This is a genomic window from Longimicrobiales bacterium, from assembly GCA_028823235.1.
Lineage (GTDB): Bacteria > Gemmatimonadota > Gemmatimonadetes > Longimicrobiales > Gaopeijiaceae > UBA2589.
The window spans coordinates 1-21114 of sequence record JAPKBW010000017.1 but is presented as its reverse complement, the minus strand read 5'-3'; the positions used below and the strand labels follow the sequence as shown (position 1 = coordinate 21114).

At 61.1% G+C, this 21114-nt stretch carries 18 protein-coding genes; 11 read left to right on the top strand and 7 right to left on the bottom strand.

All coding sequences use genetic code 11. The annotated features are described in order from the left end of the window. The first annotated feature begins 1 nt into the window (after position 1). Positions 2 to 349 carry a hypothetical protein gene (locus tag OSA81_10415; GenBank protein MDE0899420.1) on the top strand — a complete coding sequence of 116 codons (348 nt, stop codon included), beginning with the start codon at positions 2 to 4 and terminating at the stop codon, positions 347 to 349. Positions 350 to 604: 255 nt separating this feature from the next. Here OSA81_10415 and OSA81_10410 read toward each other — a convergent pair whose 3' ends face one another. The 3 genes from OSA81_10410 to OSA81_10400 form a co-directional block, all read right to left on the bottom strand. Beyond that, the gene (locus OSA81_10410; GenBank protein MDE0899419.1) at positions 605 to 2899 is read right to left on the bottom strand and encodes an amino acid permease; all 2295 of its coding nucleotides are present in this window, start codon (positions 2897 to 2899) and stop codon (positions 605 to 607) included. 370 nt (positions 2900 to 3269) lie between these two features. After that, positions 3270 to 3416, bottom strand: coding sequence for a hypothetical protein (locus tag OSA81_10405; protein MDE0899418.1), 147 nt, complete (start codon positions 3414 to 3416; stop codon positions 3270 to 3272). Positions 3417 to 3522: 106 nt separating this feature from the next. Continuing rightward, positions 3523 to 4815 (bottom strand): serine hydrolase, encoded by a 1293-nt coding sequence (locus tag OSA81_10400; GenBank protein MDE0899417.1) that lies wholly within the window; start codon positions 4813 to 4815, stop codon positions 3523 to 3525. Positions 4816 to 4954: 139 nt separating this feature from the next. On the opposite strand from OSA81_10400, the gene OSA81_10395 reads away from it, so the two are divergent. The 4 genes from OSA81_10395 (at position 4955) to OSA81_10380 (ending at position 9892) form a co-directional block, all read left to right on the top strand. Further along, positions 4955 to 6358: a Gfo/Idh/MocA family oxidoreductase gene (locus OSA81_10395; protein ID MDE0899416.1), complete on the top strand. Its 1404-nt coding sequence runs from the start codon at positions 4955 to 4957 to the stop codon at positions 6356 to 6358. Between the two features lie 5 nt (positions 6359 to 6363). Further along, positions 6364 to 7593, top strand: coding sequence for a galactokinase (galK, locus tag OSA81_10390; protein MDE0899415.1), 1230 nt, complete (start codon positions 6364 to 6366; stop codon positions 7591 to 7593). Between the two features lie 131 nt (positions 7594 to 7724). After that, the gene (locus OSA81_10385; protein ID MDE0899414.1) at positions 7725 to 8465 is read left to right on the top strand and encodes a cytochrome c; all 741 of its coding nucleotides are present in this window, start codon (positions 7725 to 7727) and stop codon (positions 8463 to 8465) included. Further along, positions 8462 to 9892 (top strand): cbb3-type cytochrome c oxidase subunit I, encoded by a 1431-nt coding sequence (locus tag OSA81_10380; GenBank protein ID MDE0899413.1) that lies wholly within the window; start codon positions 8462 to 8464, stop codon positions 9890 to 9892. Before OSA81_10385 ends, OSA81_10380 begins: the two co-directional genes overlap by 4 nt. Positions 9893 to 9909: 17 nt before the next feature. Here the strand turns inward: OSA81_10380 and OSA81_10375 are convergent, their stop codons facing one another. Continuing rightward, on the bottom strand, positions 9910 to 11679 hold the full coding sequence (locus OSA81_10375; GenBank protein ID MDE0899412.1) for a Na+:solute symporter: 1770 nt from the start codon (positions 11677 to 11679) through the stop codon (positions 9910 to 9912). 5 nt (positions 11680 to 11684) lie between these two features. After that, positions 11685 to 12605, bottom strand: a complete 921-nt coding sequence (locus OSA81_10370) for a hypothetical protein (protein MDE0899411.1) — start codon at positions 12603 to 12605, stop codon at positions 11685 to 11687. A 168-nt stretch (positions 12606 to 12773) separates the two neighbouring features. On the opposite strand from OSA81_10370, the gene proB reads away from it, so the two are divergent. The 3 genes from proB to OSA81_10355 all read left to right on the top strand — a co-directional run bounded on the left by proB (position 12774) and on the right by OSA81_10355 (position 16277). Beyond that, complete coding sequence (gene proB / locus OSA81_10365; protein MDE0899410.1) at positions 12774 to 13883, top strand: glutamate 5-kinase; 1110 nt, start codon at positions 12774 to 12776, stop codon at positions 13881 to 13883. A 2-nt stretch (positions 13884 to 13885) separates the two neighbouring features. Then, positions 13886 to 15196 (top strand): glutamate-5-semialdehyde dehydrogenase, encoded by a 1311-nt coding sequence (locus tag OSA81_10360; protein MDE0899409.1) that lies wholly within the window; start codon positions 13886 to 13888, stop codon positions 15194 to 15196. Positions 15197 to 15506: 310 nt separating this feature from the next. After that, positions 15507 to 16277: a hypothetical protein gene (locus OSA81_10355; GenBank protein MDE0899408.1), complete on the top strand. Its 771-nt coding sequence runs from the start codon at positions 15507 to 15509 to the stop codon at positions 16275 to 16277. A gap of 138 nt (positions 16278 to 16415) precedes the next feature. Here OSA81_10355 and OSA81_10350 read toward each other — a convergent pair whose 3' ends face one another. Further along, positions 16416 to 16847: a hypothetical protein gene (locus tag OSA81_10350; protein MDE0899407.1), complete on the bottom strand. Its 432-nt coding sequence runs from the start codon at positions 16845 to 16847 to the stop codon at positions 16416 to 16418. A gap of 710 nt (positions 16848 to 17557) precedes the next feature. Between OSA81_10350 and OSA81_10345 the strand changes: the two genes are divergently transcribed. The 3 genes from OSA81_10345 to OSA81_10335 all read left to right on the top strand — a co-directional run bounded on the left by OSA81_10345 (position 17558) and on the right by OSA81_10335 (position 20127). Beyond that, positions 17558 to 18769: a M24 family metallopeptidase gene (locus OSA81_10345; GenBank protein ID MDE0899406.1), complete on the top strand. Its 1212-nt coding sequence runs from the start codon at positions 17558 to 17560 to the stop codon at positions 18767 to 18769. Position 18770: 1 nt separating this feature from the next. Further along, positions 18771 to 19505: a haloacid dehalogenase type II gene (locus OSA81_10340; GenBank protein ID MDE0899405.1), complete on the top strand. Its 735-nt coding sequence runs from the start codon at positions 18771 to 18773 to the stop codon at positions 19503 to 19505. 376 nt (positions 19506 to 19881) lie between these two features. Then, on the top strand, positions 19882 to 20127 hold the full coding sequence (locus tag OSA81_10335; protein ID MDE0899404.1) for a hypothetical protein: 246 nt from the start codon (positions 19882 to 19884) through the stop codon (positions 20125 to 20127). Positions 20128 to 20443: 316 nt separating this feature from the next. Here OSA81_10335 and OSA81_10330 read toward each other — a convergent pair whose 3' ends face one another. Beyond that, positions 20444 to 21037 (bottom strand): NifU family protein, encoded by a 594-nt coding sequence (locus OSA81_10330; protein ID MDE0899403.1) that lies wholly within the window; start codon positions 21035 to 21037, stop codon positions 20444 to 20446. Positions 21038 to 21114 lie beyond the last annotated feature (77 nt).

The following is a 21114-nucleotide window of genomic DNA, read 5'->3' as shown; positions in this document are numbered from 1 at the left end:
GGTGAGGTCAGACCTCTACTATGGAATGCAAGGCATCAACTCGGGGGATTTCATGTTTGGATTGATCGCTGCCGGAGTCGTCGGCGTGTACGGGCACATCAAGTCGCGGAAGTTCGTTGGTCAGAAGCTCCGCTACACATCGATCGTCGAAAAACCGGCCCTGGGTCTATGGGCAGGTGTCGGAGCCGCCGTCGTCGCGGCACCGGTGGTTGGACTCATCGGTTCTGTGCCGTTTGTCGAAGCCCTGATGGGAGCTCCGATCGCGATCGCGATCGGGGCAGGGGTCGGTACCGGCGTCGCACTTGGCGTGAAAGACACCAAGGAGCCTCCGAAGCTTCTCGACGATTGAGCCGTCGGGCACGGACGTGTGCGTCATCCGAGATGGAGTGATTTAAGCAGGGTGATCCGTCTCCGATGAGCCGTGCTGAACTCAATCGCGCGGTCGGCTTACCTCACGCCACAGCGCTGGTCGTGGGCACTATCATCGGGACGTCCACCTTCATTGGGACAGCCTCATCGGTCTGGGTCTTGTTCTCGCCGGTCCGATGTGGGGCGGGGTATGCCAAGGTGCTGCCGACCACCTGACGTTGCCGGAGAGCCGGGGTTAGCCGAAGGCCCGACGCATGAGGGATCGTACGTGTCCGTCGTACCGTTTGACCACCAGCACCGAAGCAGGTGAGAAACGGGCAACTTTCTCCGGAATCTCTCCGAACATCACCTGGCTGAGGAATGGTTCGCGGGCCGCACCAAGGACGACGAGATCATAGTCAGCACTTTCCTTGGCGATGCCACCTGCGATCGAGGTCGACTCGATCAGTTTGCGCTCGACGGGTGCCGTCACCTCCATCGCTTCGAGGGTCTTGGAGATCCAGTTGTCCGCTTCGCGGCGCGTCTTGGCGGTGGCCCCCGGGGGCACCACGTAGCAGGCTGTGACCTCCATCCCGAACGCGGGTGCCAGGACGTTGAGCATCTCGGCGGCGAGCCGCGCATGAGGACCTCCTGCCGTAGGGAACAGGCATCGCTTCGGAAGCTCCGTTCCTTCGATTTTGAGCAACGCCAGATCGCACGGCGCGTGCCGGATCACCTGATCCGCGACCTCACCGAAGATTCGGTCTCTCGTGTCGGTATGGCCTTTCCAGCCCATGACCAGACAGTCTGCCCGATAACGCTTCGCACCGGAGAGGATTCCGTCGGTGGCGTGGTGAGCGATAACCAGGTCGGTCTCCAGGGTCATCTGCCCCTGGGTGGCGTGCTCTCGGGCGGCCTTGATCAGCCCTTCACGATGCTGTGTGAAACGGAGCCCCTCATGGATGGGGAGTTGGCGCGGAACCTCGACCACCGAGTACGCGAGGAGTGCCTTCGCCCGGGCCTCGGCGATCGGCTTCGCGTAGTCGAGCAGGACCGCCACGTGGTCAGGATTGTGCAGCGGAACGACCACAGTGTTCTCTGTGACCACACGGGGTGGGACTGGGCGGTCCAGAACCTGCGGTGCATGCTCTGCGGCCGCGCCCTTGAAGTAGCCGTAGTAGAGCCCGAGCCCGAGTGCGACCCAACCGATCGTCACGTACCACGCCAAGGGCTGAAACGTGAACTGGTAGACTGCGAGAAAGACGTTCAGCACGATGCCTAGAATCGGCACGAACGGGTAAAACGGTACCCGGTACAGGCGAGGCAACTCAGGTGCTTTCCGGCGCAACACGATAACTGACAGATTCACCATGGCGAACGTGAGCAAGAAAATCAGACTCGCTGCGGAGCCGATCGCCTCGATGGGCAGCGTCAGGGCCATCACGATCAGGATGACGCCGGTTGCGTAGATGGCCACATGCGGTGTGCGGCGCTCGGGGTGAATCCGGGCTGTCGCGGCGGGTAGCCAGCCATCCCGCCCCATAGAGAAGGCCACCCGTGAGGAAGCGAGAATCGTGGCGTTCAGCGCCGACATCGTGGAGAGCAGCCCACCAAAGACGATCACGGCGACCCCGAAGGCTGGCATGAAGCTCTCGGCGGCTCGTACGATGGCCGTCTCACCATAGTTGCCGAGGAACTGCCATGCGGGTTCTCCACTCGGTGGCTGAACCGCGGCGAGTGACACGAACAAGATCAGCAGGTACATGACCATCGTTACGGCGAGCGAGATGAACGTCGCCTTCGGGATGTTCTTTTCCGGCTCCTTGATCTCCTCCGCCACCGTGGCGATCAGATCGTATCCTTCGAATGCGATGAAGGTGAGACCCATGGCGACGAAGACTCCCCCGAAGCCTCGGGGGAAGAACGGATTGAACGCCTCCTGTACCTGGCCCTCGGGTGCCATCCCAAGTGCTCTCAGTCCGTAGCCGATGAAGACGGCCAGAATGATGAGCTTCGCGACCGTCAGAACGTTCTCGGCCATACCCACAACCGCGGTACCGCGGGCGTTGAGGCGCACGAAGAGTGCTCCCACAACGAACGTCACGACGAGCCCGGCACCATGCTCTCCCACGATCGAGAACACGACCTCTGGAATGCCAGGCGTGTACTTGATGAAGAATTCCCAGAAATAGCCGGCGAAGCCCAGTGCATACAGCGAACAGGCGACGGTATAAGCGAACCAGAGCATCCATCCGGCGGTGAAGCCCACCGCGCCGGGAAAGGCGCGCCGCACGAAGGCATAGCCACCGCCAGCTTCTGGGATCGCCGCCGCGAGTTCCGCGTATGCGAACGCGGTGAGTAGAGTCACGGCGCCGTTGAGCGCAAACGCCAGAATCGAAGCGGGTCCTGACTCACCAGCCGCGATACCTGTAAGCACGAAGATGCCAGCACCGATCATAGCGCCGACACCGATCATGGTGGCGTCGAAGAGGCCGAGGTTGCGGGCGAACGTGGGTTCGCCCCCCTGAGATCCTTCCCTGTGTGCAGTCACGGGGGAGGAGGATGTCGCGGGAGAAGGTGAGGGGCAACCCCTGAGTTTCAATCGATGGACACCAACTGGCTATGTATACCAAGACGTCTATTTCCAGGGATCCTGACCACTGAATTCACACCGCACCAGGTGTGCAGCGGCAGGACTGGGACCGTGGAATTCCATGGTTATCGGCTTCCACAACCACTACTGCCCTTTCGAGTACCTCAATGCGATCCGGGAGGGCCGGAGCCATTTGCGGGTGACCGAAGCCGCTGGCTTGAGCAAGCTTACGTCAGCCTCTGAAATCCTCCAAGACCTTGATCAACTGAGCTTTTTCTGACTCGGAGAGTTCTCCGTCGGCAAAGAAGTTTGTGAGGATCCCGACGATCTAGTCCACCGCGGGTAGCCCTCGCACGTCCTCGTGGGCATCGATCCAGGGCTGAAAACCCTTCGCCTCGCCTTCAGAGACGTCACCGTCAGCGACGATCGCCTTGGCGAATCCCATTATGGCGCGGAGTGCGTCACTACGCCGCATGCCGGAGTCATCGAGTATCACAGCGAACCCCAGACAACGGGTGTGCGCTTCGCGTAGGAGTCTCTGGGCTCAGATTCGACCGGTCACCGGGGAATAACAAGTGACTTCAATGCGGCCCGGACCCGGCCGCACTCTCGACGATCGCCCCATAGACCAGGGCGCGGAGCCTCGCATGATCATCGAGTCCGGGAGCGGGGATGACCTGCGTGAAGTACACCACGACGAGGTCTTCAACCGGATCGACCCAGTAGGTCGAGTGGTAGGCGCCACCCCATCCAAACTCGCCCATCGAACCAGGCTCGCCTGCTCGGCCGACATCCATTCTGATGGAGAATCCCAGTCCGAAACCCATTCCGGCGCCGACCGAGATATTACCGATATGGTTTCTCGTCATCAGGCCCACGGTCGCCGGCGAAAGCAGCTGGGTTCCTTCCAGAGCACCGCCATCAAGCATCATCTGGAGAAATCGTCCGTAGTCACGTGCGGTGGAGAGGAGTCCCGCTCCGCCGGAGAAGCTGGCCCGCGGTCCCTCGACGTACTGCCCCTGGGTCTGCATACCCGAACCGTCCGGAGCCCGCTTCAGGCCATCTCCGAGGTTGTAGACCGCGGCAAGACGACTCTCTTTGGACGGGGGCAAGTAGAAGTGCGTGTCGCGCATGTCGAGCGGTCCGAGAATGCGATCCTGGACGAACGCATCCAGCGTCTGTCCCGATGCGACCTCGATCACGGCCCCTAGGATGTCGGTGTTGTATCCATAAACGAACTGTTCCCCAGGCTGGGCGGGGAAGGGGAGTGAGGCCATGCGGTCGATTGTCTGACGGACGGCTTCGTCGCGATGCCCGAAATACCATCCGGTAATCCCCGCTTGGTCCCATTGGTCGCCACCCGGACCACTCCCATAACCGATGCCGGCCGTATGCGTCAGAAGGTCTCGCAGAGTGATCGAGCGATTGGCATCGACTACGTCATAACCACCCCCGTCGCGAGCTGCGGCAACGGTCGTAATACCGAACGCAGGGAGATACTTCGCGACGGGATCAGAAATCAGGAGTCGGCCGTCTTCCTGAAGCATCATGATCCCGACGCTGATGAGTGCCTTGGTCTGGGAAGCGATGCGAAAGATCGCGTCATCCCGCATCGGAATCCCTGCTTCCCGGTCCTGATATCCCACAGCCGATGAGTAAGCAACCTTACCGTCCCGCAGGACCATGGCGACTGCGCCGGGTAGCTTCCCGTCCGCTACGTAGCCGTCCAGGGCATTGGTAAGCCGGTCGAGACGTTGCGATGACATGCCTACGGCCTCTGGAGTCGTTCTGGGGAGCTCCTGGCCGGTGCCCGGGATCGCGAGCACTGCTGAGAACAGGGTGACGGATACGAAGCGGCGAAGTATCGAGCGCACGGGTTTGACTCCAGTCACAAGAGAAGACCCCTCAATTGGCGGAGGCACTGGCGGGTGCGCAAATGAGAAACGGGTGGCCCTTGAGCAGGAGGACTGCGACGCGCACGTTCCGGGTTCCGGAGAATCCCACGAGGAACAGATGACTGACCACACAGAATCGAATCGATCGATCGACCGCCGTGACCTGCTGCGCCTCGGTGCCGCAGGGGTCGGTCTCGGTTTGACGGGTGGGCTCGCTCCCCTCACGGCGGAGGAGATCCAGCGCCTTCAGGAGAGACCGGCACTCGGCCCCGCGCCAGCGACACCGTTCGCGGCTCCCGCACTGGATGTGGTGCGAGTCGGTTTTGTGGGCGTCGGACTCCAGGGTGGCTCGCACGTCAAGAATTTTCTGGCCCTCGCCGGTGTGGAGATCGTCGCGCTTTGTGACGTCAACGCAGCGCGCGCCGAAGAGGTCGCCGGATGGGTAGAGGCCGATGGTCGACCGCGTCCGACCCTGTACACGCGGAACGAGACAGATTTCGAGCGTCTGTGCGCGGAAGAGGACGTCGACCTGGTATTCACCGCCACTCCTTGGGAATGGCACGTGCCGGTCTGCGTGGCCGCCATGGAGAACGGCAAGCATGCGGCGACCGAGGTCCCGGCGGCTTATACGGTCGAGGACTGCTGGAAGCTCGTCGAGTATGCAGAGAAGTATGAAAAACACTGCGTCATGATGGAGAACTGCAACTACGACCGTCCGGAGATGATGGTCTTCAACATGGCCCGGCAAGGTCTGTTCGGTGAGATCCTGCACGCCGAGTGCGGCTACAATCACGACCTGCGCGCAATCAAGTTCGAGGACCGCGACGAGGGGCTGTGGCGTCGTGCTCACGCCATGGTTCGGGACGGAAATTTCTACCCGACGCACGGGCTCGGTCCGGTTGCGAACGTGCTCGAGATCAATCGAGGAGACCAGCTCGACTACCTGGTTTCAATGAGTACACCGGCGCGGGGTCTGGAGAACTGGGCGGAAGAGCACTATCCGGATGGCGACCCGAAGCTGCGCGAGCGCTATGTGCAGGGCGACGTGAACACGACGATGATCAAGACCGTCAGCGGCAAGACGATCTATGTGACCCACGACACGAATCTCCCGCGGCCTTACTCCCGACTTCACACTGTCCAGGGCACTCGCGGAATTTTCCAGGGCTACCCGCATCGGGTACATGTGGAGGGCATGAGTCCCGACCATCGCTGGGAGGACTGGATGGATCGACGGGACGAGTTCGACCATCCGATCTGGAAGCAACTCGAGGAACGCTCCGCCGGAGCCGGTCATGGTGGCATGGACTTTATTGAGGACTATCAGCTCGTGAAGGCCCTCCGCGAAGGGAAGCCAACCGATATGAACGTCTACGACGCCGCGATGCTCTCGGTAATCTGCCCGTTGACCGAGTGGTCCGTGGCCAACCGGTCACGGCCCGTGGACGTTCCTGACTTTACCAGGGGGCGCTGGGCGCAGTGGCCCTCGCTGGAGTTTCTCGGTGCAGCGGTCGCGTCTTAGCGGACGTGTCTTCTTCCTTCGGGCCGACTGCCGAAGCGGCGTTCGAGTCGATCTTCGGTGAGTCAGCTACTCACCTGTCCCGTGCACCGGGGCGGGTAAACCTTATCGGCGAACACACGGACTACAACGACCTGCCGGTCTTTCCGATGGCTCTCCAGCGCGAGGTGCGTATCGCGCTCCGCCCTCGCGAGGACGGTTTGGTCGTGGTCCACAATACGAACCCGGCCTTCCCCTCCGTCGAGTTCGAAATTGAGCCTTCGATTCCACCCTACGTGCAGGGCTCATGGGGGAACTACGCGAAGGCTCCGGCCAGCGAACTGGCACGCCGATTCGCGATCTGGCGAGGATTCGAAGGGGTCGTATCGTCGGATATTCCCCCTGCGGCAGGCCTGTCGTCTTCATCTGCGGTCGTGAACGCGGTAGGCCTCGCGCTCGGGCACCTCAATCAGGTGCCTGCCGCCGTTGGCAACTTCGCGGCGATTATGGCCCACGCGGAGCAGTATGTCGGTACTCGTGGAGGTGGGATGGACCAGGCCATCTCTCTTGGCGCGCGCGATCGATGCGCGGCGAAGATCACCTTCAACCCGGTTCGACTGAAGCACGTTGCCGTCCCGGAAGACTGGTGTTTCATCGTCGCGGACACCGGGGTTCGAGCGGAGAAGTCGGGCGCTGCGATGGTCGCGTACAACCTACGCCGCAGTGAGTGTGAGGAGGCCCTGCGGAAGGTGGCCGACTATGCTGCTACCAATCACATCACCGAGAAATTCGCGAGCTCGTACCCCGATCTTCTAGCCGCTCTCGATGTCGAGACACTGGTCGACGTGGGAGAACAGGCATTGAAAGGCGACTTGCTGCGCAGATTCCGCCATGTCGTGACGGAAGCGGACCGGGTAGAGGAGGCCGTCGATCGGCTTTACTCTGCCGATGTGACCGGTTTCGGCGCGCTTATGGACGCCTCGCATGCCTCCCTGCGCACCGACTACTCGGTGAGTTCTACGGAGCTAGATGAACTCGTAGCGGTCGCCCGCGAGGGTGGCGCAGCCGGGGCTCGTCTGACGGGTGCTGGTTTCGGTGGTTGTATTGTCGCCCTCGCGGACCGACGGACCGTCGAGGGAGTGCTTGAGACGCTGGCCTCGGAGTACTTCGAACCACGGAATATGGCCGACCGCATCGACGATCGGCTCTTCGTTGCAGTTCCAAGTCCAGGGGCGTCATTCGGTCCGATCGACGGCTGAAGAAGATGCGATCTCGCGTCTGCGACTTGACTGGACTTTCCCAAAACTAATCTTCAGTCCTCCGTGCCCGTCTTCTCGCGGCCGACTCTCTCTGCCTCTGCTCCATGTTCCAGCCGTTCACGAAAAAGGTCATGCTCTCCGTTCTGGTCGTGTGTTTCGCGATCCAGACGGGGCTGGTCTATTCGGACAGCGTTGATCTGACCCTGTCTGAGGATGCGGTCGAGGGGCGAAAACTCTTCCACGACGGCTCCTGTCAGGTCTGTCATCAGCTTTGGGGACAGGGGGGATTCCTGGGTCCTGATTTGACAAATGCAGCGAGCCGCCTCGATGAGACGCGGCTCGTTTCTTTGCTGACCGTGGGTAGCGGACAGATGCCTGCCTTCAACTATTCGCCCGAACAGATTGGACACCTCCGCGCGTTTCTTGAGGAAATCGACCGACCGGATCTCGGGCGCGGGCAGCTGCGCCTGGGTGACCCGGATTCGGGGACGACACCGCAGGCGGCTTTCGAGAATGCGGTCGCGACGCTGGCGCCGGCGGGGGCAGCGGGGGCCGGCTTCGAGACGTTTCGCAGTGGTATCTGCTCAACCTGCCATTTCCCCTTTCAGCGATCTATTGTCGGCGCCCCGGATCTCTCTACCGCGGTTGAGCGTGTCTCCGACGAAGAGCTGAGAACGGTTCTTACCGACGGCCGTCCTGCGCTCGGGATGCCACCGCCGATTCCAGATTTTTCCGAAAATCAGAGGACTGACCTGATTGCCTGGTTCCATTGGCTGAATGAAAACCGAGTGGCGCTCGAGAGTGAGACGGATCAGAGAATGAGCCAGCGTAGCGTGGACTGGTCTCGGCTCGACTGGTGGGAGTTTCGATGACGAACCGCCAGGCAACCGGAGGCTTCTGGCTTCCCTTCGAAGAGGGTGATCCGGCGCGCCAACTGGCGACGCTGCTTTTCATTCGCGGCGGACTGATCGCGATCGGGGTTACGATCGTGGGAGGGATCCTGGGCGCTCTCTACTCTGTCCCTTCGCTCGCCCCCGCGTTTCAGTCGATGGGGTTGGATCTGAGGCAGCTTCGGCCGTTGCATACGACGTTCGCGTCAGCTTGGATCTTCCTGGGTGGCATTGCTGTCGTGCATCGTTGGCTACAGGACTACGGCGGTACGCCGACCTGGGGCGACCGGATGCGGATGCGGGTTCAGATCATCTCGTGGGTAATTGCGGGACTCGGCATTCTGGTAACACTGACTCTTGGCGTCGGATCAGGTCGCGAGTACGTGGGCTTTCACCCCGTGTTCAGTGTCTTGATCATGGTCGGTTGGATCTGCTATGCCTGGAATTTCTTCAGGATCGCGGGTCCCAATTTCTTCGAGCGGCCGCTCTACCTCACGATGTGGGGTGTGGGCATGCTGTTCTTCATGGTCACGTTTGTTGAGCAGCACCTGTATCTGCTTCCCGGAATCTTTTCTGATCCTCTCCAGGACATGCAGGTTCAGTGGAAGGCCACGGGCACGCTGGTGGGCTCGTTCAACTTGTTCGTATACGGGTCGATCATCTACATCGGTGAGCGAATCAGCCGGGACCCTGCCTACGGGCATTCCAAGGTTGCCTACGGGCTCTTTTCGATCGGCCTGCTGAACTCCTTTACTAACTTTGCACACCACTCCTATCACTTGCCCCAGGATCACCTGGTGAAGTGGATCTCGTTCGTGGTGAGCACGATGGAGATCTTGATTCTCTGTCGGGCCAGTTACGACCTGTGGAAGCTCGTGCGCACTACGGATCAGTCGGAGTTCTGCGCCGCGCGAGGCTTTTTCGCCGCATCGAAATACTGGTCGGTGTTCATTCTCCTGTCTGCGGTTCTGATTTCAATTCCGCCCCTCAACGCGATTATTCACGGGACGTATGCGGTTACTGGGCATGCGATGGGCGCCACTATCGGCATCGACACGATGGTGCTGCTGGGTGCGGTTATCTGGATCCTTGGAGAGCACCTGGGTGCGCGTGAGGGTGCAGGCGCCTCTGAAGTGCTTCATACCCCGGGGATGCGCCGCATCGTACTGGGGCTAAATCTTTCCGTGGCCGCTCTGGTTGGATGGCTGCACGTCTCCGGCACGATCACTGGAATCTCCCGTGCGGGATTCGCCCCTGGCGAGGTCTACGTTCCGCCGGCGTGGCTATCGGCTTGGAACGGAATCCTCTTTGCGTCGACTGGCTTCATTTCGCTGATCTTCTTCGTCGCGCTCTTGGCGAAGCTTTGGCCAATCGCGTTCCGCTACTGGTGGGTCACGCCGCGCAGCTAACGCCGCTTCTCTCTGTTTCAGCGCAGGCCCACGCGTGGAAGGGTCTTTAGAAGGGCGCCCGAGGCGATGGCCGCTGCCCCGAGGCACACACCCGCCAGCATGACCTGCCCGTAGAGCGCATACCCGGTACCGAGGACGCCCCCGTAGACGACGGTGCAACCGAGGAACCAAGCGAGGAATGCTGCAGCCGGGCTGTCCTGGTCTTCCGTCTCCGAAAGCTCGAGGCCTGCTCCCTTCCATCCATTACCCATCGGCTGAATCAGGGTGTGGAATGAACGGAGCGTCTCTGGATCTGCCGGCGGCGTCAGGAAAGTGACCGTGATCCAGCCCACGGACGTGACGAAGACACCCACGACGAGCTGGACAGCAGGGTCGAGCGCCGTGAAGCCAAGAGCCTCGTGTGCGAACTGGAAGTAGAGCGCCATTGCGAAGGAAATGACCATGGCGGCGAACTCGCTCCACGCGTTGATGCGCCACCAGAACCAGCGGAGAAGGAAGACCAGCCCGGTACCGGCTCCAACCTGAAGCAGAATCTGAAACGCCTGGAAGGCGTTTTCCAGGAAAAGCGATATCGTGCCGGCCATCGTTATGAGCGCGACCGTGGCAATGCGGCCGACCAAGATGTAACGGGCCTCATCCTCGTTTGGAGCTACGAAGCGTCGATACACGTCATCGACGACATACGAAGCACCCCAGTTCAGGTGCGTCGAGATTGTCGACATGTAGGCGGCGGCCAGCGACGCGACCACGAGACCCAGCAGGCCGGAGGGCAGGAAGACCAGCATCGCGGGGTAGGCGAGGTCGTTTCGTACGATCGACGGGTCGACCAAGGGGAACGCAGCCTGAATCGACTCGAGGGTTGGGTACACGATCAGCGAGGCGAGCGCGACGATGATCCACGGCCATGGCCGCAATGCGTAGTGGGCGATGTTGAACCAGAGCGTCGCCTTCATGGCGTGTGTCTCGTCTTTGGCAGCGAGCATGCGCTGGGCGACATAGCCACCACCGCCGGGCTCGGCTCCGGGATACCACGCACTCCACCACTGGACCGCAATCGGAATGATGAAGACCGTCGAAGCGGTCTTCCAGTCGGTGAAATCCGGGACCAGAGATAGCTTCCCGGCCACGTCAGGATGGGAAAACAGGCCCTGAAGGCCGCCGACTTCGGGTTGGGCCAGAGCGTACCACGCAGCTGCGAACGACCCGACCATCGCGATACCGAACAGCAGCAGATCCGTGACGACTACGCCCCAGAGCCCCGACGTCGCGGAGTACAATGCAGTAATGGCGCCGGCCACGATGACGACCTCGTACTTCGAGGCTCCGAGCACGACTCCACCGATCTTGATGGCGGCGAGCGTGACGGTCGCCATGATCATGCAGTTGAAGAAAACGCCAAGGTATATGGCTCGGAAGCCACGCAGAAAGGCAGCCGGTTTGCCGGAGTAGCGGAGCTCGTAGAAGCCGACATCGGTGGTAACGCCTGATCTTCGCCACAGCTTCGCATAGAAGAAGACAGTGCACATGCCGGTGATCGCCATGGCCCACCAGATCCAGTTCTGGCTCACACCGCCGGTACGCACCAGGTCTGTCACCAGGTTGGGTGTATCTGTGGAGAACGTGGTCGCGACCATTGACGTTCCGAGGAGCCACCAGGGCATCTTCCGCCCGCCCAGGAAAAATTCTCCCGTCTCACTACCGGCTCTTCGAGCGAAGTAGAGACCAACACTGACCGCGAGCAGCCCGTAAGAGCCGATGACGATCCAGTCCAGGGTAGATAGTTGCATAGTTGTCAGCGTAGGCAGGCTAGGGCGTCTGCGAGTCGCGAGGGATACGCCCCCGACGCGACTCGCCCGCGAAGGATTGCCTCAGACCACTCGCGGTCTGCGGCATGAGTAATTCCGAGCCAGGTGTCCGGAGCTTGGACGACACGCACGAGCGTGGCTTCGATCTCGATCTGTGCGTTCACACTCGTAGAGAGAAAGCACTCTTCCTGCGTGTCTGATCCCCAATATTCCAAGAAGCGTGTGAACTGTCTGTTCATCAACTCGATGACGGGGGCAGTGAAGCCCCACAGATTCATCGACGTCATTTCCTGGCCTGTCAGTTCGACTGGCGTCCCGTCGGTCGTGCGTCCTGTGATCCATCCATCGGAACGTTTGATGTTCTGGACCTCGGTCACTCTCTCCAGTTCGTCTCCCTTAGCGAGCATGCAGATCCCTCGGGCTACGCCTCCGGCGCCGGACAGCGTCTTTTCGAGCTTGTATCCGACGAGTGTGGCCTCGGCCTGGGAAGGATCCATGGTGAGCTGTTCGTGCAGCAGGCGAAATGCTCCAGGTCCGTAAAGGTCGTCGGCGTTGCACACGCCGAACGGCCCGTTGACCTCAGCAGCTGCGCACAGGACGGCGTGCGCGGTACCCCACGGCTTGACCCGGTCGGGAGGAGCCCGGAATCCCTCGGGGAGGGTGTCGAGTTCCTGACAAACATAGTTTGTCGGAAACGTGTTCCCAATCATCGCTTCGACGTGATTTCGTACGTCATCGAGGATACCGGGTCGGACGACGTAGGTGACGCTACCGAAGCCCGCCCGTGCGGCGTCGAGGACGTTGAAGTCCATGATCGCTTCGCCCCTGGGGCCGAGTGGGGCGATTTGCTTCAATCGGCCGTAGCGAGTCGACAGACCGGCTGCGAGGACGACAAGAGGTGGATGCACCAGGAGCTGAATCCAAGTGAAAGGAGTGAGTACGTGGAATTTGCACGTGCTCGAAGGCATGCGCGAGGGTCCAAAAGGGTTGGCCCGCTTGAGATGATGAATTATTCATTATCCATGTATAAATCTACAGCCGTGGCCGAAACTCCCGAATCGTGTGATACCCGGGGTGTGAACCAGTCCGGACCGGTCGTCCTGAAGTTCGGCAGTCGGTTGCTTACGGGTGGTGGAACGCGGTTGGATCCTGTGCGAATGGACGCTGTCGCCCAGGCCGTAGCGAGAGCTCCAGGGCGAGACGTCGTGATTGTCTCGAGTGGTGCAGTCGCTGCCGGCTTTCCTGTACTGGGGCACTCAACCCCCCCTACGAAGATCCGGGACCGACAGGCAGCGGCCGCCGTTGGGCAGACTCGTCTTATGTCGATGTGGGCTGCGGTGTTCGCCTCGGTCGGTCGGGACGTCGCTCAGGTACTCTTGACGAACGATTGCCTGACGGACCGGAAACGCTACAACGCGGCCCGCGGTGCACTCGGGGCTCTGCTTCAAGCTGGCGTAGTGCCGATCGTGAACGAGAACGACACAGTCCGCGTCGACGAGATCGGCCTAGGGGACAACGACAATCTGGCCGCCATGACGGCGGCGCTCGTCGGGGCCGATCTGCTCGCGCTTCTCACGGATGTACCCGGTGTGCTTAGCGCCGACCCGGCGGTGGACCCTGATGCCTATGTGATTGAGCATGCTTCGAGTTCGGCAGAGCTCAGGGCACGGTGCTTCAAGAAAAGGGCCCTCGAGTCTACCGGCGGAATGGTGACCAAACTCGAGGCGGCTGAACTGGCAGGACGGTTCGGGGTGCCGACCGTGATCGCCTCGGGAACCGACCGCCAAGCACTCGAGGCTGTGGTCCGTGGCCAGCCGACCGGAACCTGGATCGAGGCCGACGAGAAACCTCTCCCGGCCCGTCGGCACTGGATGGCCGTACAGAAGGGACTGACCGGCTACCTCATCGTTGATGATGGTGCCGTTCAGGCACTCCTTCGTCGGGCGAGTTTGCTTCCGAGTGGTATCGTGGGAGTTGGCGGACGCTTCCGTAGAGGTGACCTCGTTTCTGTGGTAGATGGCAACGGGGTCGAGCACGCCAGGGGCATTGTCCGCTTCGACGATCGGGATGTCGAGCGGATTCGGGGCCTACACACGCTGGAGGTCAAGACGACCCTCGGGGTCGAACACGGACATGTTGTCATGCGGCCGGACCGGATGGTCCTAACTGGAGAAGAGGGAAAGTGAGGATGAGCGTTAAGCCCCTGATTGACGAGCCTCAGTCACCCGCGTCTGAGGTGCCGATGGCCGACCTGATTGAAGGAATGGCCAGGGGAGCTCGTTATGCCTCTCGGCAGATGGCGCGATCGACCCCGGCCAGTCGCACCGAGGCCCTCTATGACATCGCTGACGCCATCGAGGCTTCGTCGGGTGAGATCGTTGCCTCAAACGAGGCCGATCTCGCGGCTGCGGATGCGAACGAAATCACCGGCGCGATGAGGAATCGACTGGAGTTGGGCGAGGCGGGGGTAGAGAAGCTCGCCTCGGCAATCCGCGAAGTCGCGGCCCAGCCGGACCCGCTGGGAGGCGTGGAGGACGAGATCGTTCGACCCAATGGGCTCCGCGTGGGTCGGATGCGGATTCCGCTGGGCGTGGTCGCCATGATCTACGAAAGTCGACCAAACGTGACCGCGGATGCGGCTGTTCTATGCCTGAAGGCCGGAAACGCGGTCGTACTGCGAGGCGGGTCGGAGGCGATCCACTCAAATCGGGCGATCGCGGCTGCGATTCGCACAGGGCTGGAAGCGTCCGAGCTGCCGGTCGACGCGGTGCAGCTGATCCCGGTCGTGGACCGCGCCGCGATCGATGTGTTGCTCGTCCAGGAAGCCTGGATCGACCTCGTGATTCCGCGCGGTGGCGAAGGGCTGATTCGTGCAGTCACCGAGAAGAGTCGGATCCCCGTCCTGCAGCACTACAAGGGCGTGTGTCACCTGTTCATCGACGCGAGCGCGCCGGTCAAGCGTGCCGTCGAGATCGTGACCAATGCCAAGGTCCAGCGACCCGGTGTATGCAATTCTCTGGAAACGCTGCTCGTCCACGCGGACGCTGTACCCCGGGTGCTCCGTCCGATCTCGGCCCGGCTGATCGCGGAAGGGGTGGAGCTTCGAGGCTGCCCACTCGTGAGGGCGGCACTGTCCGATCTCCCGATCCACACTGCGTCGGCCGAGGATTGGCCCGCCGAATATCTGGATCTCACTCTCGCGATCCGCATCGTTCCCGACCTGGAGGATGCACTCGATCACATCGCCACGCACGGATCGTCGCATACGGAGGCCATCGTCACGGACGACGAAGACAGTGCTGCGACCTTTGTCGGCGCGGTGCAATCGTCGACGGTGTTGGTGAACGCTAGTACCCGGTTCGCGGACGGCGGCGAGCTTGGGCTCGGGGCAGAAATCGGAATATCGACCTCGAAGCTGCACGCGTTCGGACCCATGGGCGCCAACGAGCTCACGACCCGTAAGTTCGTTGTCTTCGGAGATGGTCACACGAGGCAGTGATGACAGAGGTCCCCACAGTTTTGGACTACGAGAGGCCCGCGTAGGCCACACCGGCGAGTTCCGCGATGTCCTTCAGGTCGTCAGATAATCCTGAGTGCAGCCTCCGATACGATCGTGTTTGCACGCACGAGCGAGGAATTTCATGAGTTCGACAGACGCGCTCAGGTAGTTGTTGAGTCGATGGGCCGACTGTGCTTTATAGCCTTGTGCTTTATTGTTGTTGTGCCCCCCATTCAGGGGCGCCGAGTCCTGATTCTGATCCTAGCCCAGGACAACAAGTCAAATCTGGGGCCGCCGCGCAGAGGGAAGCATGAGCAGACACACACGAATATTCGGTCTGTTGGGACTCATCCTAGTCGGGCACAGCCCTGCTCAGGCTCAAGAGTGGTTCGACGCTGCTGTCGAAACGGCTCGTCTTGGGGTCGATCCGTCAGCTGCCGAGACATCAGAGCTAGAGCTGGTCAAGCCCGCTTGGGTGGTCGGGGATGTGCCGGACACCGTGTGGGTCCTCATGGAGACCTCCGTCGTGACGGAGGACGACGACACCATGAAGGAGATGCTTCGCGAGGCGGAAACGCATGCTCGGGATGCGGTGGTGGACAATGAGACCAACGTGGGACGTCGGTTCGCTCTTGCAGCGGTTCTCGGCATGCGCGCCGATCGAGAAGGTGGTCTCACTAAAATCCGTGCCGCGTCTTCACTTTACGACGAATTAGAGGTCGTGCTCGAACTCGATCCGGATCACGCGGAGGCTCGCTACATGATGGGTCGACTGCACGCAGGCATTCGGCGGATGGGGGGTGTTACCCGCTGGTTGGCGACGAATCTGCTCGGAGGTGCGACGTTGAAGAGTGCCTCATGGGAAGAGGCCGAGCGGCACCTAGTCTTCGCTGAGTCTAAGGCGCCAGAGGTGCCAGATCATCACCTGCAACTAGCCCGAGTCTTCCTAGACACTGAACGACCCGAGCTGGCTGAGGCGGAACTGGAGCACGTGATCGCGATGACTCCGACCTCCCCGATGGAGCACGAAGCTCGGGCGGAGGCGCTGGAACTTCAGGCGGAGATCGCGCGGGACCGCTAGCCACCCGGAACCCTATAAACACCGAAGTGTCGAGATATGGGACAACTGCGTTTCGGGACAGTCCTGCATCGGACATGGACAAAAAAAGGCCCCGCCCGGAACCAATTCGGGCGAGGCCTCGATGCGGAGGCTACGGCGTCAGACGGTCTCGATATCGTAGCAGACCCGCCAGTCGACCATGTTCTCGGGATCTTCCGACCCTTCGTCGGCCGGCTGGTGTCGATCGATCCAGCTCGCTGCCTCGCCCGTGAACTCCCGGCGGTAGTTAGCTAGATGGTCGTTGGCCGTAAATTTGTCGAGTTCTAACCCGAACAACTCCACGACCAAGTTGTCACCGGCGTGACCCTCGAAAAGAACCTTGTCTATCTTGTCGACCTTGTTCCGGCGCGGGTGGTCAGAGATCGCCCAGTAGCCCTGCTCCGGGAACTCGATCTCGTGCGATTCACCAGCGGTCGTGATCACGGAACGGAAGCGGAACTCACCCTCGTCGTCCCACATGGCTTCCTTGTTGTCCTTAATCTGGACCCAACGAAGCGTGACCCGGATCTGGCCGCCACCGTGTTCCGACATTCTAGCTCCTGTTTCTCGTACGACTTTTGCGTTGCGCGGAGTAAATAGAGCGCACGCGGGGTTTCGGTCAAGGGTGCTTGCGCCCGAAAACAGCATAGCTATCACGACTCGCGGCTCTTGCTGGCTCAGACCGGCAACAATCGGTCGATCAGTTTTGACAGACTGAGCTAGGTGGAAAGCATCACGGCAAACGACACGGCAGTGCCAACGCCTTGGCGCAGGTTGCGTCCTGTGAGTGTTTCGCGGCCCAGCAGTGCCTCGAGTCTCTGCGAACGAACGCGATCCAAAGGATCCAGCACTCGACCGATAACACGGCGTGGACGCAGAGCAGGACGAATCGTCGCAGGGTTCGTGTCTCCTGCGACCTAGGGCCCGAGCGCGTGCCGCCACAGAGCATTGAGATAGGTGATGTGACCCGCTCTGCTAGGGACAGCGAAGAGGATGCCCGAAACGCGAACTGCGGTCGGTGCTACGGTCACGTGCGACGGTCTCTGATAGTGGGTGGGGGATGGTTGAAAGTGTCTTCCGAGCCATCCGATCTTTCCATGCAATGGTCGACGACGGAGATTCCCTTGAGCTACTTGTTCACTCCGACGAACTGAACCGCCATGAGCCCTACGTTGATTTCGCGAGGCCTGATTGCCGCAGCCATCCTCACCACAATACCAAGCGCGGTATCGGGTCAGGAGGCACGTTCCCGATGGGAGCGCATGTGCGAGATCCGATCGGAGAAATTTGAGCTTGTCATGCCGCAGGCGATGCAGGACAATGATCTCGATATGTGGATCGTGGTGATGCGCGAAGGCCTTCTCGATCCGATGTGGGAGGCATTGGGCCGTGGCTACGTAGGGGACTGGGCCTACTACGTTTTCACCAGTCAGGGAGACCGTGTCGAGCGTGCCGCACTCGGTGTGAGCGGATACCGGCTGGAGCAATGCCACGTCTACGACTATTTCGGTGGAGCTGGCGAACTCGCCTCCTACGTGGCAGAGCGTGACCCGGACCGCATCGGCGTGAACATGGCCGAGTCTATCGGAGGGGCAGACGGTCTTTCTCACACGTCCTACAACCACCTCGTTGAGGAGCTTGGCTCGTACGGCGATAGACTGGTGTCCGCTGAGAGGTTCGTGTCGGACTTCCGATCCACGAGGACCGCCCTCGAAATCGCGACGTTTGCTCAAGCCGGCGAGATCAGTCGCCAGATCGCAGAGCGCGCATTCTCGAACGAGGTGATCACGCCCGGTGTGACGACGCTCGAAGATGTCGCGTGGTGGATGTCTGACCAACAGCTGGATCGTGGCCTGGAATCGTCGTTCGACATGCCCTCGGTCTACGTCACCGGACCAGAAGGCATCGTTGCATCGTCCTCCGACCGAATCATCCAGCGTGGGGATCTTCTCATGCTCGACTGGGGGGTCGGGTACCTTGACTTCTACACCGACATGAAGCGCATCGCTTATGTGCTTCGCGACGATGAGACAGAGGCGCCTTCTGGAATTCGGCACGCGTTCGAGCGTGGACGTGAGGTGCGAGACGTTATGAAGGCTACCATCCGACCCGCCGCGTCCGCGGGAGAGGCGCTCGAAAGGACATGGGTCGCGCTGGAGGCGGAAGGATTCAACCGAATCGAGTTCAACCAGCCTACGCAAGACCCTGCGATAACCGACGTGGCTCTTGGGCCTCACTCAGTAGGGAACTGGGGACATGGACTTGGTCCGTCGCTCGCGTCCTTCAATCCAACTCGAATGACCTATGAGCTGCGTCCCGGGACGCTGATTTCGATTGAACTGTTCGCGTATACGGCGAACCCCGACTGGGACAACGCCAAGATCCGGGTACCGCTCGAGGACGATGCTGTCATCACGGAGCGGGGTGTCGAGTGGCTGTACCCGGTGAACAACCGCATCCTGATCATCAAGTGAAGTGGCTCTCGTTAAAGCGGCTCCATTGATAGACTTTGAAGCATTCGACGCGTTGACCTTCGACTGCTATGGAACGCTCATTGACTGGGAGACCGGGATCCTTCGGGCACTTGGTGATCTTCTGGGGGCGGCAGCTGAAGGAGAGCCACCAGGTGCCCTACTGGAGCGGTATGGGCGTTTTGAACCGGAGGCTGAGCACGGCGATTTTCGCCACTATCGCGAAGTGCTCAAGGACGTGGCGCGACGCTTTGCCGCAGAGTTTGATCATGAGATTGATGGGAGGGCTGCGGAACGGTTCGCCGAGTCGGTTTCACAGTGGCCTCCTTTCCCCGACACCGTTGCGGCCCTCGACGCACTCGGCACGCGCTACCGTCTCGCGATCGTCTCCAATGTGGACGCAGACCTCTTCGCCGGTTCGGCTGCGCAGTTGGGTGCCGACTTCGACCAGGTGGTGACGGCCAGTCAGGTGGAGAGTTACAAGCCGGCGCCGGCACATTTTCACGAAGTTGTGCGGAGGTTAGGGCTCCCGATAGAACGGGTACTTCATGTGGCGCAGAGCCTCTATCACGACATCCTTCCAGCCACCGAACTCGGATTCACCTGCGTCTGGGTCAACCGCCGGGCAGGACGATCTGGCACCGGCGCTACGCCCCGGTCCGATGCGCGGCCCGATCTCGAGGTGCCGACTTTGGCCGCATTGGCAGAGGCGATGGGCCTGGCACGAGGTATGAACTAGGCACGGCGACATTCGTAGAGGACTGCCCCCGAATACATGTTGGCCGGTCGTGCGCCGCCGAAGACATGACTGCGGGCGACCAGCGACTCGACGACGGGCGGAACCGCGGCTGCACGACGGTGCTGCTTGCGGCGAACGGCGAACACAACATTCCAAACGCGGTCGAGTGAGCGCAGGGGCAGAATTGGAGCTTCCTCATCACGGGGCGGGTGCCTAAGCGAACCCGGGGCTATTGCATAGCCACCGGGGTGAACATTGCGTTCGCCACCTCCAATTCCGTGGATTCGCGGGCCTTCCAGTATGGGGCCGCTTGCGGCCCCGTTTGGCCTCTCAGTCGAAGCTGCGCTGGAAGCCGGAACCAGGAACCCTGCAAGAGATGCTTGGCCTGGGCGACCACATTGGTACGCTCGAGCCGGGCAAGCTCGGCAATGTGATTGTCACCGATGGGAATCCGCCGGAGACCCAGATCCAGATGACCAAGCTCTTCATCCTCGGTCGGCCGATGAGCACCGCCACCAAGGACAAGTCGCCACTGTTGTCCGCCGGAGAACCAGACCCCCGTGGCCTGTTGCAGTGGGCAGCGAAACCCTCCGGGTCGGATACTGAGCACGAGCGCGTGTGAAGAACCTCCAGTCGCTCCGGTCCAGCCTTTCGGAGTTCTTCGATCGCGGTCTATCCGTCGTGACTACCGTATCAGCACGATGTGGCCGTCCCGCCACCTGCGAACTCGACGAAACGCCGATAGATCTGGAGATCGAGCTCGCCGCCGCCGCCGGCGATGAGCCCCCCCCGTGGTGGCCCCACCGACGAGGTCTCACTGCATGACTGGGCGAGAAACTGCGAGACTGGGCCTACCGTGCACACTGCGAAGGCGATCAGGAAGGCAGTGCGCTTCCATGACGACGTTACCCCGATGTCATGGCGCTCCTCGGTGCTACCTACATGAACGGATTCTCGCCAGACGCGTGATCCGTGATGTCGTGAACTGCAGTCAACTCTGGAACTGCCTCGCGCAACATTCGTTCGACGCTCTGCCGGAGCGTCATCGCCGAAAGCGCGCACCCCTGACATCCACCACTCATCTCGACATAGATCTCGGTTTCTTTCACGTCGACCAGCGAAATTAGGCCGCCATGCGATGCGATGGCAGGATTGACCTGGGCGTCCAGGATTTCCCGCACACGCTCGGCGATCTCGCCTGTGGGCTCTTTCTTTCCTCGCCGATTCGTGACCTGTGGCACGACGCCGTCTGCCGGACGAACTTCAAAGCCGCTCTCGTTGACCCGGTCTACATAGTCGACGGTCGCACCTTCGAGCATCGTCGTGTCGCCCTCACGCAGATACACATCGAAGCCATCAGCATCGACGACACTCTCGTCGGCGGACTTCTCGGCGGGGTCGACCAGCGTGAGGTCGAAGGTCGGAGAGGTGCTCTCCCCAGACACTCGAATACGCAGAGCCTGGCCGGCGTCGTCTCCTTCGCCTAGGAAAGAGGTCACCATGTCACGGGCTCGATCTGTGAAAATGATCATGCTGCTCAGTTCGTGTTTTCGGACGTATGGTCGCTGGCGCGACGTATTTATAGCCAGCTCGGAAGGTAATAAAAACC

Excerpts from the sequence above, each read along its gene's own strand:
- OSA81_10405 (MDE0899418.1), bottom strand. The coding sequence starts at position 3,416 with ATGCGGCGTAGTGACGCACTCCGCGCCATAATGGGATTCGCCAAGGCG.
- OSA81_10395 (MDE0899416.1), top strand. The coding sequence starts at position 4,955 with ATGACTGACCACACAGAATCGAATCGATCGATCGACCGCCGTGACCTG.
- OSA81_10385 (MDE0899414.1), top strand. The coding sequence starts at position 7,725 with ATGCTCTCCGTTCTGGTCGTGTGTTTCGCGATCCAGACGGGGCTGGTC.
- OSA81_10380 (MDE0899413.1), top strand. The coding sequence starts at position 8,462 with ATGACGAACCGCCAGGCAACCGGAGGCTTCTGGCTTCCCTTCGAAGAG.
- OSA81_10375 (MDE0899412.1), bottom strand. The coding sequence starts at position 11,679 with ATGCAACTATCTACCCTGGACTGGATCGTCATCGGCTCTTACGGGCTG.
- OSA81_10360 (MDE0899409.1), top strand. The coding sequence starts at position 13,886 with ATGAGCGTTAAGCCCCTGATTGACGAGCCTCAGTCACCCGCGTCTGAG.
- OSA81_10355 (MDE0899408.1), top strand. The coding sequence starts at position 15,507 with ATGAGCAGACACACACGAATATTCGGTCTGTTGGGACTCATCCTAGTC.
- OSA81_10350 (MDE0899407.1), bottom strand. The coding sequence starts at position 16,847 with ATGTCGGAACACGGTGGCGGCCAGATCCGGGTCACGCTTCGTTGGGTC.
- OSA81_10345 (MDE0899406.1), top strand. The coding sequence starts at position 17,558 with ATGTGCGAGATCCGATCGGAGAAATTTGAGCTTGTCATGCCGCAGGCG.
- OSA81_10335 (MDE0899404.1), top strand. The coding sequence starts at position 19,882 with ATGCTTGGCCTGGGCGACCACATTGGTACGCTCGAGCCGGGCAAGCTC.
- OSA81_10330 (MDE0899403.1), bottom strand. The coding sequence starts at position 21,037 with ATGATCATTTTCACAGATCGAGCCCGTGACATGGTGACCTCTTTCCTA.